Origin of the sequence: Dyella mobilis (assembly GCF_016904945.1) — a bacterium.
GTDB classification, from domain to species: domain Bacteria; phylum Pseudomonadota; class Gammaproteobacteria; order Xanthomonadales; family Rhodanobacteraceae; genus Dyella_B; species Dyella_B mobilis.
On record NZ_JADIKF010000039.1, the window covers coordinates 930,791 to 951,322 of the forward strand.

The window sequence follows — 20,532 nt, forward strand, 5'->3', positions numbered from 1 at the left end:
TCGTCGATCCCGATGCATTGCGGCGCTGTCCCGCGTTTGGCACAGTGACCCGTCACCCGCGGTTGCGGGCCATCACCTTTTGAGCCGCTGATCTCAATGCGCCTAACCACGATCAAACTCGCCGGGTTCAAGTCTTTCGTCGACCCCACCACCTTGCATTTGCCGACCAACATGACCGGCGTGGTCGGTCCCAATGGCTGCGGCAAGTCCAACATCATCGACGCCATTCGCTGGGTGATGGGCGAAAGCGCGGCCAGCCGTTTGCGCGGAGACTCGATCACCGACGTGATCTTTTCCGGCTCGAACGCGCGCAAGCCGGTCGGACAGGCGACCGTCGAGCTGATTTTCGACAACTCGGACGGCACCATCCAGGGCGAATACGCCCAGTACGCCGAGATCTCCGTCAAGCGCCAGGTGACGCGCGATGGCCAGTCGTCGTATTTCCTCAATGGCGCCCGCTGCCGCCGCCGCGATATTACCGACCTGTTCCTGGGCACCGGTCTCGGGCCGCGCAGCTACTCGATCATCGAGCAGGGCATGATCAGCCAGATCATCGAGGCGCACCCGGAAGAACTGCGCACGCACCTGGAAGAGGCTGCCGGCATCTCCAAATACAAGGAGCGCCGCAAGGAGACCGAAAGCCGCATCAAGGCCACGCGCGAAAACCTCGATCGCGTGCGCGACGTGCGCGACGAGGTGGACAAGCAGCTCGAACACCTCAATCGCCAGGCGCGCGCAGCGGAACGCTGGAAAGCCTACAAGGAAGAGCAGATCCGCAAGGAAGCCGAACTGCGTGCCTTGGAATATCGCGGGCTCAAGAGCCAGCACGAAGGCAAGGGGCAGGGGCTCTCCGCCGCCGAGCTCGAAATCGAGAAGCAACTGGCAGCACAACGCCAGATCGAAGCGCAGATCGAAACCGCGCGCGAGCGTCATGGCGGGGCCAGCGAACATTTGAACGAAGTGCAGGCCGAGGTCTACAAGGTCGGCTCGGAGATCGCGCGCGTCGAGCAGCAGGTTCGCTTCAATCGCGAAACCGCCGATCGGCTGCAGCGCGCACAGGCCGATACGGAGCGCGAACACGGTGAGCTGGCCGCCCACATCACCACCGACCGCGATCAGGTGGAGACGCTTCGTCTGGCCTTGTCCGAAGGCGAGCCGAAGCTGGAATCCCTGCAGCAGATGCAGGACGAAACCGCCGAAACGCAGCGTGAAACCGAAATCAAGCTGGCCGATTGGCAGCAGCGTTGGGATACCTACACCCGCACCGCTGGCGAGGCGAGCCGGGCGGCCGAAGTCGAACGCACCAAGCTGGCCTACCTCGACCGCCAGTCGATGGATCTGGGCAAGCGCAAGGAAGCCCTGGAAAACGAGCAGAAAGCCACCGACGTGGCGGCGCTCGATGCGGCCGCCGAGCAAATGCATGGCGAGCACGATACGCAGCGCGAACGCGTTGAATCCCTAGGCGGCCTGCTCGATCAGCACAAATCGAGCTACGAAAAGGTGCTCGACGAGGAGCGCCAGGTTCAAGGCGTGCTGAATGAAGCGCGCCAGCAATTGCAGACGGCGCGCGGGCGCCTGGCGTCGCTGGAGGCGCTGCAGAACGCCGCGCTGGGGCAGGAAGAAAGTGCGGCCAGCAACTGGCTGTCGCAATTCGGGCTGGACAAGAAGCGTCGCCTGGGCGAAATGCTGCAAGTCGAAGCAGGTTGGGAGACGGCGGTCGAGACCGTGCTGTCCGGCTTCATCGACAGCGTGCTGGTCGACGGTGCGCACGATTTGGCGCGCGAATTCCCGGGCATCAAGGATGCCGACGTCGCGCTGCTCGATGCGGCAGAGGGCGGAGTGCCTGCCTCGGGAACGCTGGCGGCGCACGTGCGCGGCCCGGCCTCTGCGATTGCCATTCTCGGCCACGTGCTGATTGCCGAAACGATTGACGATGCGCATCGGCGCGTGGCGGAACTCTCCGCGTTGGCGCCGTATCAGTCGGTGATCACCCGTACCGGCGAATGGCTGGGGCCGGGCTGGGCACGCGTGCGCCGCGCGCAGGGCAATCAGGTCGGCGTGTTGGCCCGTGAACGCGAAATTCGCGTGCTGACCGAGCAGACCGAAACGCTGGAAGCGCAGATCGAGGAGGCCACGACGCGCCTCGATGCCTTGCGTACCAGCAAGTTCGAAGCCGAGCGTGCACGCGACGACGCGCAGCGCGAGTTGTACAACGCGCACCGCCGGCAGTCCGAATTGGCCGGCCAGTTGCAAAGCCATCGCGGCAAAGTGGAAACGGCGCGGGCCCGCGCCGAGAAGGTGGCCGGCGAAATTTCCGTACTGCTCGAGCAGATGGACGAGTTGCAGGTGCAGACGCGCGATGCGCGTGCACGCCTGGACGAGTCGGTCAACAACATGGGCGATCTGGAAGACCAGCGCCGCGAGCTGGAGAATGAGCGGCGTGCCCTGCTGGAGGCTCGCGAAGAGGCGCGCATGAATGCGCGTGAAGCGGCCGACCAGGCGCATGCCCTGGCACTGAGCCTGGAATCGAAACGGTCTTCGCTGACGTCGCTGGAACAGGCGCTGGCCCGCATGGACGGCCAGATTCGCCAGATCGAAGCGCGCCGTACCGAGATTGCCGAACAGCTTGCTGCGGGATCCGATCCGATCGCCGAGCTGGAGGCCGAGCGCCAGACTTACCTCGACCAGCGCTTGTTGGTGGACCGCCAATTGGTGGAGGCGCGCCGCGCACTGGAAGACTGCGACATCGAGTTCCGCAAGCTGGAACAGCAGCGGCACAATTTTGAGCAGGAGCTGTCCGGTCTGCGCGAAAAAGTTTCCGAGCAGAAACTCGCCGCACAGGCGCTGCAGATGCGCGCCGACCAGCTTGCCGAAGCCATTGCGGCTTCCGGCCTGGATCTGGAAACGTTGCTGACCGAATTGGCTGAGGACGTCGATGCGACGCAATGGCGGCAGCAGTTGGCCGATCTGGGGCAGAAGATCGCTCGCCTGGAACCGGTCAATCTGGCTGCGATCCAGGAGCATGCCGAACAGAGCGAGCGCAAGACCTACCTCGACAATCAGCTCACCGATCTGACCAGCGCGATGGAAACGCTGGAAAACGCGATCAAGAAGATCGATCGCGAGACCCGCCAGCGTTTCAAGGAGACTTTCGACCGCGTCAATGCAGGTGTGCAGGAATTGTTCCCGCGCCTGTTTGGCGGCGGCCATGCCTACCTGGAACTCACCGGCGACGACTTGCTGAGCACGGGCGTATCGATCATGGCGCGCCCTCCGGGCAAGCGCGTTTCCAATATCACGCTGTTGTCCGGTGGCGAAAAAGCGCTTACCGCCGTATCGCTGGTGTTCGCTATTTTTGCGCTGAACCCCGCGCCCTTCTGCCTGCTGGACGAAGTGGACGCGCCGCTCGATGAAGCAAACGTGGGACGCTTCTCGAACATGGTGCGCGAGATGAGCGAAAAGGTGCAGTTCATCTTCGTCAGCCACAACAAGGCCACGATGGAAGCGGCCAGCCAGCTTTGCGGCGTTACCATGCGCGAGGCGGGCGTTTCGCGCCTGGTGCAGGTCGATCTTGCCGAGGCGGCCAAATTGGCTGGCGCTGCCTGAGGAGTTACATCATGTCTGGAATTGATTTGGCGTTTGCGTGGAATCCTTGGGTCGGCGTCCCGTTGATGATCATCGGGCTCGTCGTGCTGGTGCTGGTGTGGCTGTTTGGCGAACCGAAGAAAGAGCAGGGCAAGCGTCGCCCCATGCCTGAAGCCGGCGCAGAGCGCCGCGAGCCTACGCTGGGCGGTTCCGCTGACGACGTGGATGCTTTCGGCGACGTGGCCGACGATCGGCGTGATCCGCTGTTTTCGGAGTCGGGTCCGCACCAGGGCGAACTGGATGTCGGCCTGCGCGAGGAGTTGGAGAAGCTGGGCGCGACCCTGGCCGAGGAGCGCCACGGCGGCGCCGCGCACATGCCCAAGCCCACCGGGCACGCCGCTTCCATCGTTGAGGCATTGCGCTCGCCTTCGTTTCCGGAAGCGACGTCCAAGCCCTCCGTCGAGCCGGCGACCACCGCATTTGATCTTCACGAAGCCCCGGTAGTCGCGCCAGCGCCGGTTCCCGCGCCGACGCCTGCGCCAGCTCCTCGTGTTCCGCCTCGTTCCGATCTGGGCAAGCGTCCGGCGCAGATGCCTGTCGAGCGCATCGTCAGCCTGTTTGTGGTCGCCCGCGAGGGCCATGCTTTCAATGGTGCCGACTTGGTCGTCGCGGCGGAAAAGGCCGGGTTGGAATACGGAGACATGGGTATCTACCATCGCCTAGTCGATGGCAAGCGCGAAGTGGGACCGATCTTCAGTGTCGCCAACATGCTCAAGCCGGGCAGTTTCGACCTGACGCGAGTCGATGCGTTACGCACTCCGGGTCTGAGCTTCTTCATGGCTTTGCCAGGAGCGGTGCCTGCCTTGGACGCCTGGGATGCCATGCTGCCGACGGCGCAGCGACTGGCCGAATTGCTGGATGGCCAGGTGCTGGACGAAGAGCGCAACGCGCTCGGTCGGCAGCGCATAGCCCACATTCGCGATGAGCTGCGCGGCTGGGATCGCGATCACGATGGCGGCGAAATCCGCTTCGGACGCTGACCGTTCGTTTGCGCCACGAAAAAAGAGCGCCCGCAAAGGGCGCTCTGCATGCCATCGGGTATTTCTCAGGGGTTTCGGATCAGGCGGCCTTGCTAACCAGGTTACCGATCGTGATGTGGGCGGAGGCGATGGCGTTGGTCTTGTGATCGGCGCTCATATTCACGCCTTCGGCGCGGATGAATTCGATGTCCGTCACGCCCAGGAAACCAAATACCGTACGCAGATACGATTCCTGGAAGTCCATTGCCGCGGCCGGGCCGGTGCTGTAGACGCCGCCGCGCGAGGAAGCCACGATCAGGCGCTTGCCGCTCACCAGGCCCTTCGGACCCGACTCGGTGTAGCTGAAGGTTTTGCCGGCCACCGCGATGCGGTCGATCCAGGCCTTGAGCTGGCTGGGAATGGAGAAGTTGTACATCGGGGCGCCAATGACCACGATATCGGCGGCAAGGAATTCGTCCATGATCGCCTCGCCGAGCTTGGCCGCTTCGCTTTGGGCGTCCACGACCGGTGTCCAGTGAGGCAGCGGCTGCGCGGTAAGGTCGCGGTAGGTCACGGAAAGGTCGGGGGTTTCCCGGGTGATCTGGGCGACGACCGCGGCCGTCAGCGCGCGCGACACGGAATGCTGGCCCAGCGAGCTTGCGTCAAGATGCAGCAGTTTCATGGTGATACCTCGATTCCAGTCGGGTAGTCCGACGTTGGGAATAAGATAAATTCAGAACAAATGAGCGATAAGATGGATCTTTTTGAACTTATTGTTCTAAATAAGGAACGACGATGACGGCCTTACCGGGTGCCATGCAGGACCTGAATGACCTGTACTTCTTCGCGGCCGTGGTGGAGCACGGTGGCTTCTCGGCGGCGGGGCGCGCGTTGGGTGTGCCCAAGTCCCGCCTGAGCAAGCGGATCGCCCAGTTGGAGGACCGCCTTGGTGTCCGTCTGCTGCAACGGACCACCCGGCGCTTCGTGGTCACCGAAGTAGGGGAGCGCTTTTATGGACACTGCCGTGCGGTGCTCGAGGAGGCCAGGGCGGCCCAGGATGCCGTGGATGAACTGCGCGCCGAGCCGCGGGGCGTGGTGCGGCTGAGCTGTCCGATATCGATAGCCCAGACCGTGCTTGCGCACATCCTGCCCGAATTCATGGCGCAGTATCCGAAGCTACAGGTACGCGTACTGTCTAGCGACCGCCGCGTCGACCTGATCAGCGAAGGGGTCGATCTGGCCATCCGCGTGCGTGCCAAGCTCGATACCGATGCCAATATGATCGTGCGCAGCTTCAGCCAATCGCGCGTGCTGCCGGTGGCCAGCCCGTCTTTGCTCAAAACGCATGGTTATCCCAAGCACCCGGATGACCTGGCTCGCTTGCCGGCTCTGTCAATGCAGGAGCACGAAGGTGCGCAGATATGGGAGCTGATCGATGCGCAAGGCGAGCGGGTCAATGTGGAAGTGCAGGCGCGCCTGATCACTGGCGATTTCGCCGTCTTGCTGCAAGCGGCCAGAACCGGGCTTGGCGTGACCTTGCTGCCGGAGTTCATTTGTGCGCCAGCGATCACCGCCGGGGAGCTCGAGGTCGTGCTGCCCGAATGGAGCGCGCCGCAAGGTGTCATGCACTTTGTCTACCCTAGTCGGCGAGGCATGCTGCCGGGCGTGCGCGCATTGGTGGATTTTCTTGCCGAGCGCCTGCCGGAGGCGACGCGCCTGAAGCACGAGCAATGCATGCGGCGGTCGTTGGAATCGCTGGAGATTCCGGGTCAGCCGGCCCCCTGAACGAGCCGTGTTAGTCTTTGCGTTTGGACATCCATACTGCCGCCCATGACCATCGAAACCAAGCTTCCGAAAGTAGGCACCACCATTTTCAGCGTGATGAGCCATCTGGCCGTGCAGCACCGGGCGGTCAACCTCGGCCAAGGGTTTCCGGATTTCGAGCCGCCGCAACCGTTGCGCGATGCGTTGAGCCGCGCCATGGCAAACGGACTCAATCAATACGCGCCGGGTATCGGTACGGCCGCACTGCGCGAGCAGATCGCGTTGAAGACCGGGCGGCTTTACGGCTACGAGGTAAGTGCGGATAGCGAGGTCACTGTCACCTCCGGGGCTACGGAGGCGTTGTTTGCGGCCATTGCGGCGGTGGTGCGCGCGGGCGACGAAGTGATCGTGTTCGACCCGGCTTACGACTCTTATGAGCCCGCGATTGATCTGCAGGGCGCACGAGCGGTGCACATTCCGCTGACGGTGCCGAGTTTCTCGATCGACTGGCAGCGGGTGCGCGACGCCATCACGCCGAAGACGCGCATGATCCTCATCAACAGTCCGCACAATCCGTCGGGGGCGGTGTTGTCAGCGGCGGATCTGGATGAGCTTGCTGCCATCGTGCGCGATACGTCGATTGTGGTGCTGTCGGACGAAGTGTACGAACACATCGTGTATGACGGCGCTGCGCATCAGAGCGTGCTGCGCCATCCGGAGCTCGCCGCGCGCAGCATCGTGGTTTCCAGTTTCGGCAAAACCTATCACTGCACCGGCTGGAAGGTCGGCTACGCCGTGGCGCCGGCCAAACTGTCGGCCGAGTTTCGCAAGGTGCATCAATACCTCACGTTTTGCACCTTTCATCCGGCTCAGGCGGCATTCGCGGAATTTCTCGCCAGCACGCCGGAGCACTACCTGGAACTGCCTGCGTTCTATGAGGTCAAGCGCGACCGCTTTCGCAAGTTGCTGGCTCCTTCGCGGCTGAAGCTGCTGGATGTGCCGGGCGGCTATTTCCAACTGGTGGACTATTCGGCGATTCGCGATGAAGACGACATCGCGTTCTGCGAGTGGCTGGTGAAGGAGGGCGGAGTTGCGGCGATCCCGCTGACGCCTTTCTACGACAAGGCGCCGGGTACGCGTCTGGTGCGACTGTGTTTCGCCAAGAGCGACGCCACCATGGATGCGGCAGCGGAGCGTCTATGCAAGCTCTGAATGTTTCACTGGTGCAGGGCGCGACGCGCTGGCACGACGCCCCTGCCAATCGCGATTACTACGGTGCGCTGGTGCGATCGGTCGCAGGACGCAGCGATCTGATCGTGCTGCCGGAGACATTTCTCTCCGGTTTCAGCAACGACACGGGAAGCGCCGCCGAAGGCATGGACGGCGAAGGCGTGGCATGGATGCGTGCGCTGGCCGGCGAAGTCGACGCCGTCATTACCGGCAGCCTGGCGATCAGGGAAGGCGACAAGGTTTATAACCGCCTGATCTGGGCGCGCCCCGATGGCAGCTTTGCGCAATACGACAAGCGCCATCTGTTTCGCATGGCAGGCGAGCATACCCGCTATGGTGGCGGTTCGACGCGCCTGATTGTGGAATTGAAGGGTTGGCGCATCCTGCCGCAGGTCTGCTACGACTTGCGCTTTCCTGTTTGGTTGCGCAATCGACGGATGGAATCGGCAACGGGCGGCATGGATTACGACCTTGCCTTGTTCGTCGCCAATTGGCCTGCACCGAGACGGCAACCTTGGCGTACTTTGTTGCGTGCACGCGCCATCGAAAACCTGGCCTATGTCATCGGCGTCAACCGGGTTGGCACGGATGGCAATGAGCTTCCTTACGCGGGCGACAGTGCCGTCATCGATCCTGTTGGCGAGCCGCTGGTGGAACTCGGCGTGCAAGAGCAGGTGGTTACGGTGCGGCTTGATCCTGCGCCGCTGCAGGCGCATCGACAGCGTTTTCCAGCCTGGATGGATGCGGACGATTTCGCGCTCGACCTGACCTGAGCAAGCACGAGTTGAACCAAATATTTCAAAAAAATTCACAAAGAGTATTGACGAGTGCGGCCAGTACCTGAATAATTCCGCTTCTTGCTTCGGCGCCTTCCAATAACGGGAACCAGCCGGTAGCGATAAGTTTTGACCACGCGCCCGTAGCTCAGTTGGATAGAGTACCAGGCTACGAACTTGGTGGTCGGGAGTTCGAATCTCTCCGGGCGCGCCAAAATTTTTAGATGCGATAGCAATTGGGTCGTGTCTGTGTTGCAGGCAAAATACCGCTTGCGAAACCGGACAAAAGTTTGAAGTCCGGCGTGTTCGATACGGATTGACGGGCCAGAGTGTCACCCGTAGGATTTCAGGGCTCAGGTACGCGAAAGCTGACCGGGTTTCGAAATCGGGGTATAGCTCAGCCTGGTAGAGCGCCAGCTTTGGGAGCTGGATGTCGTGGGTTCGAATCCCTCTGCCCCGACCAGCAGGTGTTCTGCTTCAGTCAAGCGCCTGTAGCTCAACCGGATAGAGCATCGGCCTTCTAAGCCGACGGTTGCAGGTTCGATTCCTGTCGGGCGCGCCAGATTCGTGGTTACGGTGGGCGTAGCTCAGTTGGTTAGAGTACCGGATTGTGATTCCGGTTGTCGTGGGTTCGAGTCCCATCGTCCACCCCAATTCGCAAGTTTAAAAAATAGGTTTTCCGGGCCGTTAGCTCAGTTGGTAGAGCAGTTGACTCTTAATCAATTGGTCGTAAGTTCGAATCTTACACGGCCCACCAAATGCACGAAGGACCCGCAGCGATGCGGGTCCTTTTTGTTTGCTTTGCCTACAGGCGCCATAGGCGGCTGGCGCTTGTGCTGGGCTGCCACGCAACCGTAAAATGGCTGGCTTGGCATAAGGTAATCATCGACTTAGGGTCGCAGCCTGTCAGCTTTTCTGCATTTTTTTGGCGCATGCGCTGAAAATCGTTGAAAATCTGCGGCTTGCAATCTTTCGGCCGATGCGAAAGTGGCGGAATTGGTAGACGCACTGGATTTAGGTTCCAGCGGGTAACCCCGTAAGGGTTCGAGTCCCTTCTTTCGCACCATCGACCTTGAGCTTGATTTTGCGGGCGGCCGGGGCCGCCGCGGCGCCAGCAAGGGCCATCACAGGTAATTCCAGGAGACGTCATGCAGTTTTCCGTTGAAAACGTCGGCAAGCTTGAGCGCAAGCTCACGGTCAAATTTCCCGCTGAGCGGTTCGAGACTCAGGTGAGCGCTCGCATTGCCGAAATGAGCCGCACGGTGCGCCTGAAGGGCTTCCGTCCCGGCAAAGTGCCGGCCAACGTGATCCAGCAGCGTTTCGGCGCGCAGGTTCGTGGCGAGGTGCTTTCGGACCTGATCGGCAGCACGCTGCGCGAAGCCTTCGAAAAGGAAAACCTGCGTCCGGTCGCCAACCCGGCCATCGATACCACTGGCCAGCCGGAAAACGGCGAGATCGCCTATACCGCCACCTTCGAAGTGATGCCGGAATTCCCGGAAATCGACGTCGCGACGCTGGAAATCAGCCGTCCGGCGGCAGAAGTGAGCGACGCCGATATCGAGAAGATGATTGAGACCCTGCGCCAGCAGCGTCGCAGCTTCGACGAAGTCGAGCGCGGCTCCGCCGAAGGCGACTTCGTGATGTTCGAATACTCCGCCGCCGTCGGCGACTACCGCTTCCCGGCGGAAGGCCTGGAACGCGCCGGCAGCATCATTGGCTCGGGCACGTTGTTCAAGGCGCTCGACGCTGCCTTGACGGGCCGCAAGGCCGGCGAAGAATTCGAGTCCGACATCGAATTTCCCGCTGATTTCCGCAACGACCAGCTTGCTGGCAAGACCGCCAAGGTCAGCTTCAAGATCGTCAAGGTGCAGGAACAGAAGCTGCCGGAAGTCGACGCGGAATTCATCAAGCTGTTCGGCATCGTCGACGGCAACCAGGAGACCTTCCGCAAGGAAGTCCGCTCCAACCTCGAGCGCGAACTGAAGGCTGCCCTGATGGCTCGCCTGAAGTCCCAGGTGGCCGAAAAGCTGGCCGAATCGCACAAGGATCTCGAAGTGCCGAACCTGATGGTTCAGTCGGAGGCCCGCAACCTCGCCGCCAACAGCGTGCCGCGCGGCCAGCAGCCGCCGCAGCCGTTGATCGATTCGGCCGTCCCGGCTGCGCGCATGCGCGTAATCGCCGGCCTCCTGATGGGCGAAATCGCCCGCAAGCAGGAGCTGAAGCTGGATCGCACCCGCCTGGCCGAGCAGCTCGCCGCCATCGCCTCGACCTACGAGGAGCCGGAAAAGGTCATTGAACTGTACAACGGCGATCCCCAACTCATGTCCGGATTGCAGAACCGTGTCATGGAAGATCAGGTGGCGGAGTGGGTGGCCGAACACGGCAAGACCACGATCCAGAGCCTGAGCTTCGACGAAGTAATGCGTCCGGTCGGTGCCTGAGACGATTCGATCAGGTCCGGCTATAGTCTGACCTGATTGCACGAATCGCCATTCAGTCCCCACACGCGGAGAATCACGCGCATGTCCATGGATCCCGTCCACAACCTCAATCTGGTGCCGATCGTCGTCGAGCAAACTGCTCGTGGCGAACGTTCGTATGACATCTACTCGCGCCTGTTGAAGGAGCGCGTGATCTTCCTGGTCGGTGAAGTGAACGACCAGGTGGCCAACCTGCTGGTGGCCCAGATGCTATTCCTGGAGTCGGAAAACCCCGACAAGGACATCCATCTGTACATCAACAGCCCGGGCGGCGCGGTAACCGCCGGTCTGGCCATTTACGACACCATGCAATTCGTCAAGCCCGACATCAGCACCATGTGCATCGGCCAGGCCTGCAGTGCCGCGTCGCTGCTGCTGATGGCCGGCGCCAAGGGCAAGCGCTACTCGCTGCCCAACTCGCGGGTGATGATCCACCAGCCGTCTGGCGGCGCCCGTGGACAGGCCACCGATATCGAGATCCAGGCTCAGGAAATTCTCTATCTGCGCCGCCGCCTGAACGACATCTACGTTCAGCATACCGGCCAGCCCCTGGACAAGATCGAGCGGGACATGGAGCGCGACCGCTTCATGAGCGCCGAGGCCGCCAAGGAATACGGCCTGATCGACTCCGTCCTGGACCGCCGGGCCGTGGAAACGGTCAAGTCGGCCTGATTCCGGTCGATCACAAGCTTAGGCATAGTGGGGTCCCGCGTCCGGGTGCGGACTCGGGACCCTGTGCTATTCTCGGCCCGTAACTGGGATTTTTCAGCAGGATCAAACGAATGAGCGACGAGCGGCAAGGCCGTTCCAACGACAGCGGCAAGATTCTTTATTGCTCCTTCTGCGGCAAGAGCCAACACGAAGTACGCAAGCTGATCGCGGGTCCGTCCGTGTTCATCTGCGACGAGTGCGTGGAGCTGTGCAACGACATCATCCGTGAGGAACTTGAGGAGAAGGCCGCCTCCGGGCGTAGCCAGCTGCCCAAGCCCAAGGAGATCATGGAGACCCTCGACCAGTACGTGGTCGGGCAGACGCGTGCCAAGAAGGCGCTCGCCGTCGCGGTCTACAACCACTACAAGCGGATGGAGTCTCGCCAGCGCAGCGACGATATCGAGCTGGGCAAGTCCAACATCCTGCTCATCGGTCCGACCGGCTCGGGCAAAACGCTGCTGGCCGAAACGCTGGCGCGCTTGCTCAACGTTCCGTTCACGATCGCCGACGCCACCACGTTGACCGAAGCAGGTTATGTGGGCGAGGACGTCGAAAACATTATCCAAAAGCTGTTGCAGAAGTGCGACTACGACGTCGAGAAGGCGCAATCGGGCATCGTCTACATCGACGAAATCGACAAGATTTCGCGCAAGAGCGAAAACCCGTCGATCACACGCGACGTTTCCGGCGAAGGCGTGCAGCAGGCACTGTTGAAGCTGATCGAAGGCACACTTGCCTCCGTGCCGCCGCAAGGTGGTCGCAAGCATCCGCAGCAGGAATTCCTGCAGGTCGACACCAAGAACATCCTGTTCATTTGCGGTGGCGCGTTCGCAGGTCTGGAAAAAGTCATCCAGCAGCGTTCCGAGACCACCGGCATTGGCTTCTCGGCCGAAGTGCGTTCGAAGGAACGCACTGAAAATCTCGGCAAGGTGCTAGCCGAAGTCGAACCCTCGGATCTGGTGCGTTTCGGTTTGATTCCGGAATTCGTCGGTCGCTTGCCCGTGGTCGCCACGCTGGATGAGCTGGATGAACCGGCGCTGGTGAAGATTCTCACCGAACCCCGCAACGCGGTGACCAAGCAGTTCCGCAAGTTGTTCGAGATGGAAGGCGTCGAGCTGGAATTCCGTCCTGAGGCGCTGCAAGCCGTGGCGCGCAAGGCGCTCAAGCGCAAGACGGGCGCTCGCGGCCTTCGCACCATCCTCGAGCAGGTGTTGCTGGACACCATGTACGAACTGCCGTCGCTGGAGCACGTCAGCAAGGTGGTCGTGGATGATGCGGTTATCGAAGGGCAGGCCGAGCCATACCTGATCTACCGCGGAAACTTGCAGCAACAACCGCGCATCAGCAGCGAAAGCGGCGACGCCGCCGCCTGATCACTGCAACCTCGCAGATTGCGGCCCCGGTGGGAGACCCCCGGGGCCGTATTTTTGTTGCGCGGCGTGGGCTTGAGGGCCGGCCCGATCGCCTCCACTTGACGAGACAGTGACCTCGGCGCAGTGTCGTGGTCGTACGCCTCTTTTTTTCGCGAGAGATTTCCTGCGATGGCAAAAACTGCTGCAAATCCAGCTGCCACCGGCGCCTCCCTGGACGCACTGCCGGTGCTTCCCCTGCGCGATGTCGTGGTTTACCCGCACATGGTGATCCCCCTGTTCGTGGGCCGCGACAAGTCCATGCGGGCCCTCGAACGAGCGATGGAGGGTGAGCGCCAGATTTTGCTCGTGGCGCAGAAGAGCCCCGACATCGACGATCCCGCCATCAAGGACCTGCACGAAGTAGGGACTCTGGCCGGTGTGTTGCAATTGTTGAAATTGCCTGACGGTACCGTGAAGGTGCTCGTCGAAGGCCAGTCGCGCGTAGCGATTGAGGAGTATCACGACGACAGCGGCATGCTCACTGCGCGCTCGCGTGTCATCGAACCCATCTACGCCGCCAAGGATCGTGAGCTGGACGTCGTTTCGCGCACCCTGGTGTCGCTGTTCGAGCAATTGGTCAAGCAAAGCCGCAAGCTGCCGCCGGAAGTGCTGGCGACCTTGTCGGGCATCGAAGATCCTTCCCGGCTCGCCGATTCGATCGCCGCGCATCTCACCGTGCGCATGTCCGACAAGCAGAGGGTGCTGGAAACCGCCGACGTGGGCCAGCGTCTGGAGTTGTTGATCGGCCTGGTCGACGGCGAAATCGACTTGCAGCAGGTTGAGAAGCGCATCCGCGGCCGCGTGAAGTCGCAGATGGAAAAGAGCCAGCGCGAGTACTACCTCAACGAACAGATGAAGGCCATCCAGAAGGAACTGGGCGAGGGCGAGGACGGCCCCAACGAAATCGAAGAGCTGCAAAAGAAGATCGAAGACGCCGGCATGCCCAAAGCCGTGCTGACCAAGGCGCGGCAGGAGTTCGGCAAGCTCAAGCAGATGTCGCCGATGTCGGCTGAAGCCACCGTGGTGCGCAACTATCTGGATTGGCTGATCGGCGTGCCGTGGAAAAAGCGCAGCAAGGTCCGCAAGGATCTCGCGCTGGCGCAGGAAGTGCTGGACGCCGACCATTTCGGTCTGGAGAAGGTCAAGGAGCGCATCCTTGAATACCTCGCGGTGCAACAGCGCGTCAGTGCCATGAAGGGCCCCATCTTGTGCCTGGTCGGTCCGCCCGGCGTGGGCAAGACCTCGCTTGGCCAATCGATCGCCAAGGCGACCAATCGCAAATTTGTTCGCATGAGCCTGGGTGGCGTGCGAGACGAGGCGGAAATCCGCGGTCATCGCCGTACCTATATCGGTTCGATGCCGGGTCGCATCGTGCAAAACATGAACAAGGTCGGCAGCAAGAATCCGCTGTTCGTGCTCGATGAAATCGACAAGATGTCGATGGATTTCCGCGGCGATCCGTCGTCGGCATTGCTGGAAGTGCTCGATCCCGAGCAGAACCACGCATTCAACGATCACTACCTGGAAGTCGATCTCGATCTTTCCGAGGTGATGTGGATTGCCACGGCGAACTCGCTGAATATTCCCGGTCCTCTGCTTGATCGTATGGAGGTCATTCGCATCCCGGGTTATACCGAAGACGAGAAACTCGCGATTGCGCAGAGATACCTGCTGCCCAAGCAGATCAAGGCCAACGGTTTGAAGCCGGACGAAGTCGCTGTCGACCAGGAAGCGGTGCGCGACATCGTGCGTTACTACACGCGCGAGTCGGGCGTGCGCAATCTCGAGCGCGAGATTTCCAAGATCTGCCGCAAAGTGGTCAAGCAGCTGACGTTGACCGAACACAAGAAAGCCAAGGCGGCGGAAACGAAGAAGGGCAAGGGCAAGAACGCGCCCGGCAAAGTGCAGATCAATTCGGCCAATCTCGACCAATTCCTGGGTGTGCGTCGCTTCGATTTCGGCCGCAAGGAATTGCAGAACGAAGTCGGTTTGGTCACCGGTCTGGCGTGGACCCAGGTCGGCGGCGATCTGCTCAGCATCGAAGCGTCGATCGTGCCCGGCAAGGGACGCCAGGTGCATACCGGTCAGCTTGGCGACGTCATGAAGGAGTCGATCCAGGCCGCGCTTTCGGTGGTGCGCGCACGCGCCAGCCGTTTTGGCATCGATCCGGATTTCCACGAAAAGCTGGACCTGCACATCCACGTGCCGGAGGGTGCTACGCCCAAGGACGGCCCGAGTGCAGGTATCGCGATGTGCACGGCCCTGGTGTCCGCGTTGACCAAGGTGCCGGTCCGCTCCGAGGTCGCCATGACGGGTGAAATTACCCTGCGTGGGCGTGTGCTTCCGATCGGCGGCCTGAAGGAAAAACTGTTGGCTGCCCACCGCGGTGGCATCACGACGGTGATCATCCCGGACGAAAATCGCAAAGATCTGGCGGACATTCCGGAAAACATCACCAGTTCGCTCGACATCCATCCTGTGCGCTGGATCGACGAAGTGCTGGATATTGCCTTGGAACGGCCGCTGCAGCCACTGCCCGCCAAGGAGGAAACGGAATCCGCAACGGCGGCGACAGAGGCCTCGCCTCACGAAGACTCGGCCGAAGCGCCTACCCGTACCCATTAAATGCGCTGAGTTTCACATCTTGCGATAGGCGGCACGTTTTACGTGCCGCCTGCTTCACGCCGCGCCGTTCCGCCACCCGATAGCGATCGCGTGGGGTGTGCCCGTGCGTGAAGCAATACTGCTGAATCCCTGCAAAGTGTTGGTATTGCTCATATTGCGGACCCCGGGGGGCGCTGGTATAAAGGCTCACCGCCATCCTGGGGCTGCAGCAGCATGCACAGCGATGCGGGATCGCGTGGCAACGCCTTCCTTAGAATCCTTTCGATCCTTTCCTGCGTTGTCCCGTCCCAAACCTATTTCCGCGGGCCGAATACCTGTTTAAGGGAGTTACTCAATGAATAAAACCGATCTGATCAATGCCGTCGCCGAACAGGCCGAACTGACCAAGGCCGACGCAGGCCGCGCGCTCGAAGCGTTCTTCGAGACCGTGCAGAAGGCTCTGAAGAATGGCGACGACGTGTCGGTCGTCGGCTTTGGCACCTTCACCGTGCGCAGCCGCGCCGCCCGTACGGGCCGCAATCCGCGCACCAACGAAGAAATCAAGATCGCCGCCTCCAAGGTTCCGGCGTTCAAGGCTGGCAAGACGCTCAAGGACGCCCTAAACTAAGCGGCCCGCTAGGTTGCGGGCGCTTAGCTCAGCGGTAGAGCGTCGCCCTTACAAGGCGAGGGTCGTAGGTTCGATCCCTACAGCGCCCACCAGTATGTGGAGCGGTAGTTCAGTCGGTTAGAATGCTGGCCTGTCACGCCGGAGGTCGCGGGTTCGAGTCCCGTCCGCTCCGCCACGGTCTGCAAGGGCGCCCCCGTGGCGCCCTTGTTGTTTAGGTAACGCGCGGAAACGCGTCAACATCACAGCGGGAAGATCTATGCTGCAATCACTACGCGACAAAATGCACGGATGGCCAGCCATCGTCGTGCTGGGTATCGCCGTATTTGCGATGTCTTTCTTCGGCATCGAAGGTTATTTCAGCTCGCAGGCCGAAACCTTTGTCGCCAAGGTCGGCAAGCAGGAGATCAGCCAGCAGCAATATCAGGACACGATGAACCGCATCCGTCAGCAGCAGCGTGCGCAGATGGGTGATCAGTTCGACGGCAGCCTGTTCGACAAACCCGAATTCAAGCAGCAGATCCTGGACGAGCTGATCGGCCAGCAGTTGCTGTTGCAGGCCAACCAGGATCTGGGCATGCAGGTGTCCAACCAGTCCCTGCGCGACACCATCGCTTCGACCCCGGCGTTCCAGGTCGATGGCCAGTTCAATGCGGACATGTATCGGGCGCAACTTGCCGCAGCCGGCATGACGCCGGACATGTACCAGAGCAACATTCGCACGTCGCTGGAAAGCGGCCTGCTGCCGGATGCGATCTCTGGCAGCACCATCGTGACTCAGGCTGATATCGACCGTTATCTCGATATCAAACTGCAGCGCCGGGATATCCGTTATTTCGTCTTGCCGCAACAAGCTCCGGCGGATAGCAAGGTTACTGACGCGCAAGTGCAGGATTACTACAAGGCACACCAGGCGGATTTCATGAATCCGGAGCAGGTGTCGCTGAAATACGTCGAAGTGAATGCCGCCGACCTGAAGTCGGAAGCGACGCAGCCTACCGATGACGAACTCAAGAAGCGCTATCAGGACGAGATTGCTCGTTTCGGCCTGCCGGAACAGCGCGAGGTTTCGCACATCCTGATCAACGTGCCGAAAAATGCCACGCCGGCGCAACAGAAGGCCGCGTTGGACAAGGCGAACAAAATCGCCGCGGAAGCTACCCCCGATAACTTCGCCAAGCTGGCACAGCAGGATTCGGACGACGTGGGTTCGAAGCTGCTGGGAGGAGACCTGGGCTGGCTGCAGAAGGGCGTAACCAATCCCGCCTTTGAAGCCGCCATGTTTGCTTTGCAAAAAGGTCAAATTTCCAAGCCCGTGTTGTCCGATGAGGGCTACCACATCATCTATCTGCGCGACGTTCGCAGTGGCCAGACCAAGTCCTTCGCGGACGTGCGCGATCAGTTGCTCAAGGAAGCCACTACCGCCGATCACGATCGCGCTTACAACGACGCCGCCGGCAAGATGACCGACCTCACCTCGCAGAATCCTGGCTCGCTCGAGCCGGCTGCGCAGGCACTGCAATTGCCGGTCAAGGAAGTTCCGCTGTTCAGCCGCACCGGCGGGCAGGGCATTGCCGCCAATCCGAAGGTGATCGCGGCAGCGTTCTCCAACGACGTGCTCAATTCGGGCAACAACTCCAACCTGATCGATCTGAGCAAGACCGATTCGGTAGTGGTGCGCCTGGACAAGCACGTACCGGCCTCGCCGCAGCCGATTGCGCAAGTGCATGACGCGATCGTGCAGAAGATTCTCGACGAGCGCATGGCGGACGCCGCGCACCAGAAGGCTGATGTGCTGGTTCAGCGCTTGAGCAAGGGCGAGGATATGGCGGCGATCGCCAAAGCCGAACACGCTGACCTGCAGACAGTGGGCCAGGCGCAGCGCGTGCAGCAAGGTGTGCCGCAACCTATTTTGGACAAGGCGTTCGTGACGCCGCATCCCGCCGATGGCAAGTCGCAGTTCGCGGACATCGCTACGGATCATGGTGCCTACGCAGTGATCGCGGTCGACAAGGTACAAGGCAGCGATCTGTCCAAGTTCACAGACGACGACCGTCGCCAGCTCTATCGTCAAATGATGCAAGCATATGGCGGTGTGGAAACTCAGGGCTTCGTCGACATGCTCAAGGCGAAAACCAAGATCCAGATCGCCAAGGACCGCATGTAAACTGCGTCGTCACCTTGAAAAACGGCCCCCGAGGGGGCCGTTTTTTTGCCTGTATGCTACGTGCCGGCTATGCCAAGCGTGTTGTAGCCCGCATCCACGTAGGTGATCTCGCCCGTAATACCCGAGGCGAGATCCGAACACAGAAAGGCGCCGACGTTGCCCACTTCGTCGATCGTTACACTGCGACGTAGCGGCGCGTTTTCTTCCACGTGTTCGAGCATCTTGCGGAAATCCGCGATGCCGGCGGCGGCAAGCGTTTTGATCGGCCCGGCCGAGATCGCGTTGACGCGGGTCGTCTCCGGACCAAGGTTGAACGCAAGGTAGCGCACGTTGGCTTCGAGGCTGGCCTTGGCGAGCCCCATTACGTTGTAGTGAGCCATGGCGCGTTCGGCTCCGAGATAGGTGAGCGTGAGGATGGCGCCGTTGCGGCCGGCCATCATGGGCCGTGCAGCCTTGGCCAGCGCGGTCAAGCTGTAACTGGAGATGTCGTGCGCAATGGCGAAATGCTCTCGCGTCAAATGGTCCAGGAACTCTCCCTGGATAGCCTCGCGCGGAGCGAAGCCGATCGAGTGCACCAGGATATCCAGGCCGTCCCAGTGCTTGCCCAGTGCCGCAAAAAGATTTTCGATTTGCGCGTCGTCCGCGACGTCGCAGGGGAGCACGAGGTTGGAGCCGAATGCATTCGCGGCCTCGTCGACACGATCTTTCATGCGGTCGCTGGGGTAGGAAAAGGCGAGTTGCGCGCCTTCTCGATGCATGGCGTTGGCAATTCCCCAGGCGATGGAGCGCTGGCTGGCAACGCCGGTGATCAAGGCTCGTTTACCGTGAAGAAATCCCACGTGACCTCCCACAGGTGACCCGTACCTTACAGCGGCCCGGGTGCCAGCAGTCTAGCAAGCGGAAGACTCAGGGGTTGTCGAGCTTGAGCACTTGTCCTGGCTTGAGCGCCTTGCCGTGCAGATGGTTCAGGCGCTCGAGCGTATTGACGCTGGTCGAGTAGTTCTTGGCGATTTGCCAAAGGCTTTCACCGTTGCGCACCGTGTGCGTGCGGACGCGATGCGACTTGGCCGGCGTGCTGGAGCCGTCGTCGTCCTGATCCGATTTGTCCGCAAACACGGCAGCGGTCGGTGTACTGCCGCTGCCGGACAGGCTGGCCATCATGTCCTGGTCGTTGGCCATCTGCATCGCCGTGCGCAGCTGTTCGGCATTGCGGCGCGGCATCATCAACAGGTAGCCAGGGACGCTGGCTTCCACGTTGTCCGTCTGCAGGGCAGGGTTGAGCCGCTTGAGTGCGTCGGTATCCATGCCGGCACTATTGGCAGCATGGGACAGGGTCATGCCCTGGCGGACCTGGACCGTTTCGAGGTGCTGCTCCGGGGCAAGCGTGGGCAATTCCACGTTGAATCGTTCTGGTTCCCGCACCACGCAGGAAATGGCCAGCAATTTGGTCAGGTGCTCGCGCGTAATGCGCGGAACCGGCAGCTTCGGAATCGCAGGCTCATCGGGAGGCAGGCCGTGTTGCTGCACCATGCGCTGCATGCCGAATTCGCCGCGGTTGAAAGCGTAGTCGACCAGTCGCCAATCGTGCAGGTTGTCGTAGTAATCGTGCAGCATGCGCATGACGCTGTCGGTCGATGCGGCCGTATCCAGGCGGCCGTCATAGCCTCGATTGGAGTGCAGGCCGATGACGCGCGCCGTACTGGATACGATCTGCCACATGCCTGCGGGCAAATTGCGGTGTCCCGGGACCGGGCGATATTGGCTTTCCACCCAAGGGAGCAGGGCGAACTCGCCGGCTACGTCGTATTTTTCGGCCACTTGCTCCACATAGATCAACTGCGGGAGCGCGCTGCTCATCTGCTCTTCGAAGCGTTGCGGATTCTGCGTATAGCGATGCGCCCAAACCATGATCTGCGGATCGGCATCGCAGTCGGACATGGCGAAACTGCCGCGCAATTTGTCCCAGACCTGGGTTGCGTCGGTTTGCGTTGGCGATGTTCCTGGTTGCTGCGCAAGTGCAGGGGCCGGCGCGGGAGCCGGCGTTGGCGATGACGTCGGAGCAACTGTTTTTGACGCGCGCGAGGGACCGGTCGACGGTGGAGTCGCGCAGGCTGCGAGCAATGAAGCGAGGACAATCGGAAGTATTCGTTGCGTTGCTT

14 protein-coding genes and 8 tRNA genes are annotated in these 20,532 nt (G+C 61.3%); 19 read left to right on the top strand and 3 right to left on the bottom strand.

Going from position 1 to position 20,532, the window contains the following annotated elements; genetic code table 11:
• The first annotated feature begins 96 nt into the window (after positions 1 to 96).
• The gene (smc, locus tag ISS99_RS15350; RefSeq protein ID WP_204632456.1) at positions 97 to 3,606 is read left to right on the top strand and encodes a chromosome segregation protein SMC; all 3,510 of its coding nucleotides are present in this window, start codon (positions 97 to 99) and stop codon (positions 3,604 to 3,606) included.
• An 11-nt stretch (positions 3,607 to 3,617) separates the two neighbouring features.
• Positions 3,618 to 4,625: a cell division protein ZipA gene (gene zipA / locus ISS99_RS15355; RefSeq protein WP_204632457.1), complete on the top strand. Its 1,008-nt coding sequence runs from the start codon at positions 3,618 to 3,620 to the stop codon at positions 4,623 to 4,625.
• Positions 4,626 to 4,704: 79 nt separating this feature from the next.
• Here zipA and ISS99_RS15360 read toward each other — a convergent pair whose 3' ends face one another.
• Complete coding sequence (locus ISS99_RS15360; RefSeq protein ID WP_204632458.1) at positions 4,705 to 5,286, bottom strand: FMN-dependent NADH-azoreductase; 582 nt, start codon at positions 5,284 to 5,286, stop codon at positions 4,705 to 4,707.
• Positions 5,287 to 5,399: 113 nt separating this feature from the next.
• On the opposite strand from ISS99_RS15360, the gene ISS99_RS15365 reads away from it, so the two are divergent.
• The 17 genes from ISS99_RS15365 (at position 5,400) to ISS99_RS15445 (ending at position 18,373) form a co-directional block, all read left to right on the top strand.
• Complete coding sequence (locus tag ISS99_RS15365) at positions 5,400 to 6,389, top strand: LysR substrate-binding domain-containing protein (RefSeq protein WP_204632459.1); 990 nt, start codon at positions 5,400 to 5,402, stop codon at positions 6,387 to 6,389.
• 45 nt (positions 6,390 to 6,434) lie between these two features.
• Complete coding sequence (locus ISS99_RS15370) at positions 6,435 to 7,580, top strand: pyridoxal phosphate-dependent aminotransferase (protein ID WP_204632460.1); 1,146 nt, start codon at positions 6,435 to 6,437, stop codon at positions 7,578 to 7,580.
• Positions 7,568 to 8,371: an amidohydrolase gene (locus ISS99_RS15375; RefSeq protein WP_204632461.1), complete on the top strand. Its 804-nt coding sequence runs from the start codon at positions 7,568 to 7,570 to the stop codon at positions 8,369 to 8,371. The genes ISS99_RS15370 and ISS99_RS15375 overlap by 13 nt, the downstream gene beginning before the upstream one ends.
• 140 nt (positions 8,372 to 8,511) lie before the next feature.
• Positions 8,512 to 8,588, top strand: a tRNA-Arg gene (locus ISS99_RS15380).
• Between the two features lie 172 nt (positions 8,589 to 8,760).
• Positions 8,761 to 8,837, top strand: a tRNA-Pro gene (locus tag ISS99_RS15385).
• A gap of 22 nt (positions 8,838 to 8,859) precedes the next feature.
• Positions 8,860 to 8,936: transfer RNA gene (locus ISS99_RS15390), tRNA-Arg, on the top strand.
• 14 nt (positions 8,937 to 8,950) lie between these two features.
• A tRNA-His gene (locus tag ISS99_RS15395) sits at positions 8,951 to 9,027 on the top strand.
• A 28-nt stretch (positions 9,028 to 9,055) separates the two neighbouring features.
• Positions 9,056 to 9,131: transfer RNA gene (locus ISS99_RS15400), tRNA-Lys, on the top strand.
• Positions 9,132 to 9,355: 224 nt separating this feature from the next.
• Positions 9,356 to 9,440 (top strand) — tRNA-Leu (locus ISS99_RS15405).
• An 82-nt stretch (positions 9,441 to 9,522) separates the two neighbouring features.
• The gene (gene tig / locus ISS99_RS15410; RefSeq protein ID WP_204632462.1) at positions 9,523 to 10,815 is read left to right on the top strand and encodes a trigger factor; all 1,293 of its coding nucleotides are present in this window, start codon (positions 9,523 to 9,525) and stop codon (positions 10,813 to 10,815) included.
• An 81-nt stretch (positions 10,816 to 10,896) separates the two neighbouring features.
• Positions 10,897 to 11,526: an ATP-dependent Clp endopeptidase proteolytic subunit ClpP gene (clpP, locus tag ISS99_RS15415; protein ID WP_204632463.1), complete on the top strand. Its 630-nt coding sequence runs from the start codon at positions 10,897 to 10,899 to the stop codon at positions 11,524 to 11,526.
• A 110-nt stretch (positions 11,527 to 11,636) separates the two neighbouring features.
• Positions 11,637 to 12,938 carry an ATP-dependent Clp protease ATP-binding subunit ClpX gene (gene clpX / locus ISS99_RS15420; RefSeq protein ID WP_204632464.1) on the top strand — a complete coding sequence of 434 codons (1,302 nt, stop codon included), beginning with the start codon at positions 11,637 to 11,639 and terminating at the stop codon, positions 12,936 to 12,938.
• Between the two features lie 168 nt (positions 12,939 to 13,106).
• Positions 13,107 to 15,602: an endopeptidase La gene (lon, locus tag ISS99_RS15425; RefSeq protein ID WP_204632465.1), complete on the top strand. Its 2,496-nt coding sequence runs from the start codon at positions 13,107 to 13,109 to the stop codon at positions 15,600 to 15,602.
• A gap of 334 nt (positions 15,603 to 15,936) precedes the next feature.
• A complete protein-coding gene (locus ISS99_RS15430; RefSeq protein WP_204632466.1) occupies positions 15,937 to 16,209 on the top strand; it encodes an HU family DNA-binding protein in 273 nt (90 codons plus the stop codon).
• A 17-nt stretch (positions 16,210 to 16,226) separates the two neighbouring features.
• Positions 16,227 to 16,301 (top strand) — tRNA-Val (locus ISS99_RS15435).
• 6 nt (positions 16,302 to 16,307) lie between these two features.
• Positions 16,308 to 16,384 (top strand) — tRNA-Asp (locus ISS99_RS15440).
• An 81-nt stretch (positions 16,385 to 16,465) separates the two neighbouring features.
• Positions 16,466 to 18,373 carry a SurA N-terminal domain-containing protein gene (locus tag ISS99_RS15445; protein ID WP_204632467.1) on the top strand — a complete coding sequence of 636 codons (1,908 nt, stop codon included), beginning with the start codon at positions 16,466 to 16,468 and terminating at the stop codon, positions 18,371 to 18,373.
• A 56-nt stretch (positions 18,374 to 18,429) separates the two neighbouring features.
• Here the strand turns inward: ISS99_RS15445 and ISS99_RS15450 are convergent, their stop codons facing one another.
• Both ISS99_RS15450 and ISS99_RS15455 read right to left on the bottom strand, forming a co-directional pair.
• Positions 18,430 to 19,212 carry an enoyl-ACP reductase FabI gene (locus ISS99_RS15450; protein ID WP_204632468.1) on the bottom strand — a complete coding sequence of 261 codons (783 nt, stop codon included), beginning with the start codon at positions 19,210 to 19,212 and terminating at the stop codon, positions 18,430 to 18,432.
• A 67-nt stretch (positions 19,213 to 19,279) separates the two neighbouring features.
• Entirely contained in the window at positions 19,280 to 20,311 is a 1,032-nt protein-coding gene (locus tag ISS99_RS15455; protein ID WP_204632469.1) for a LysM peptidoglycan-binding domain-containing protein, read from the bottom strand.
• Between the last annotated feature and the right edge of the window lie 221 nt (positions 20,312 to 20,532).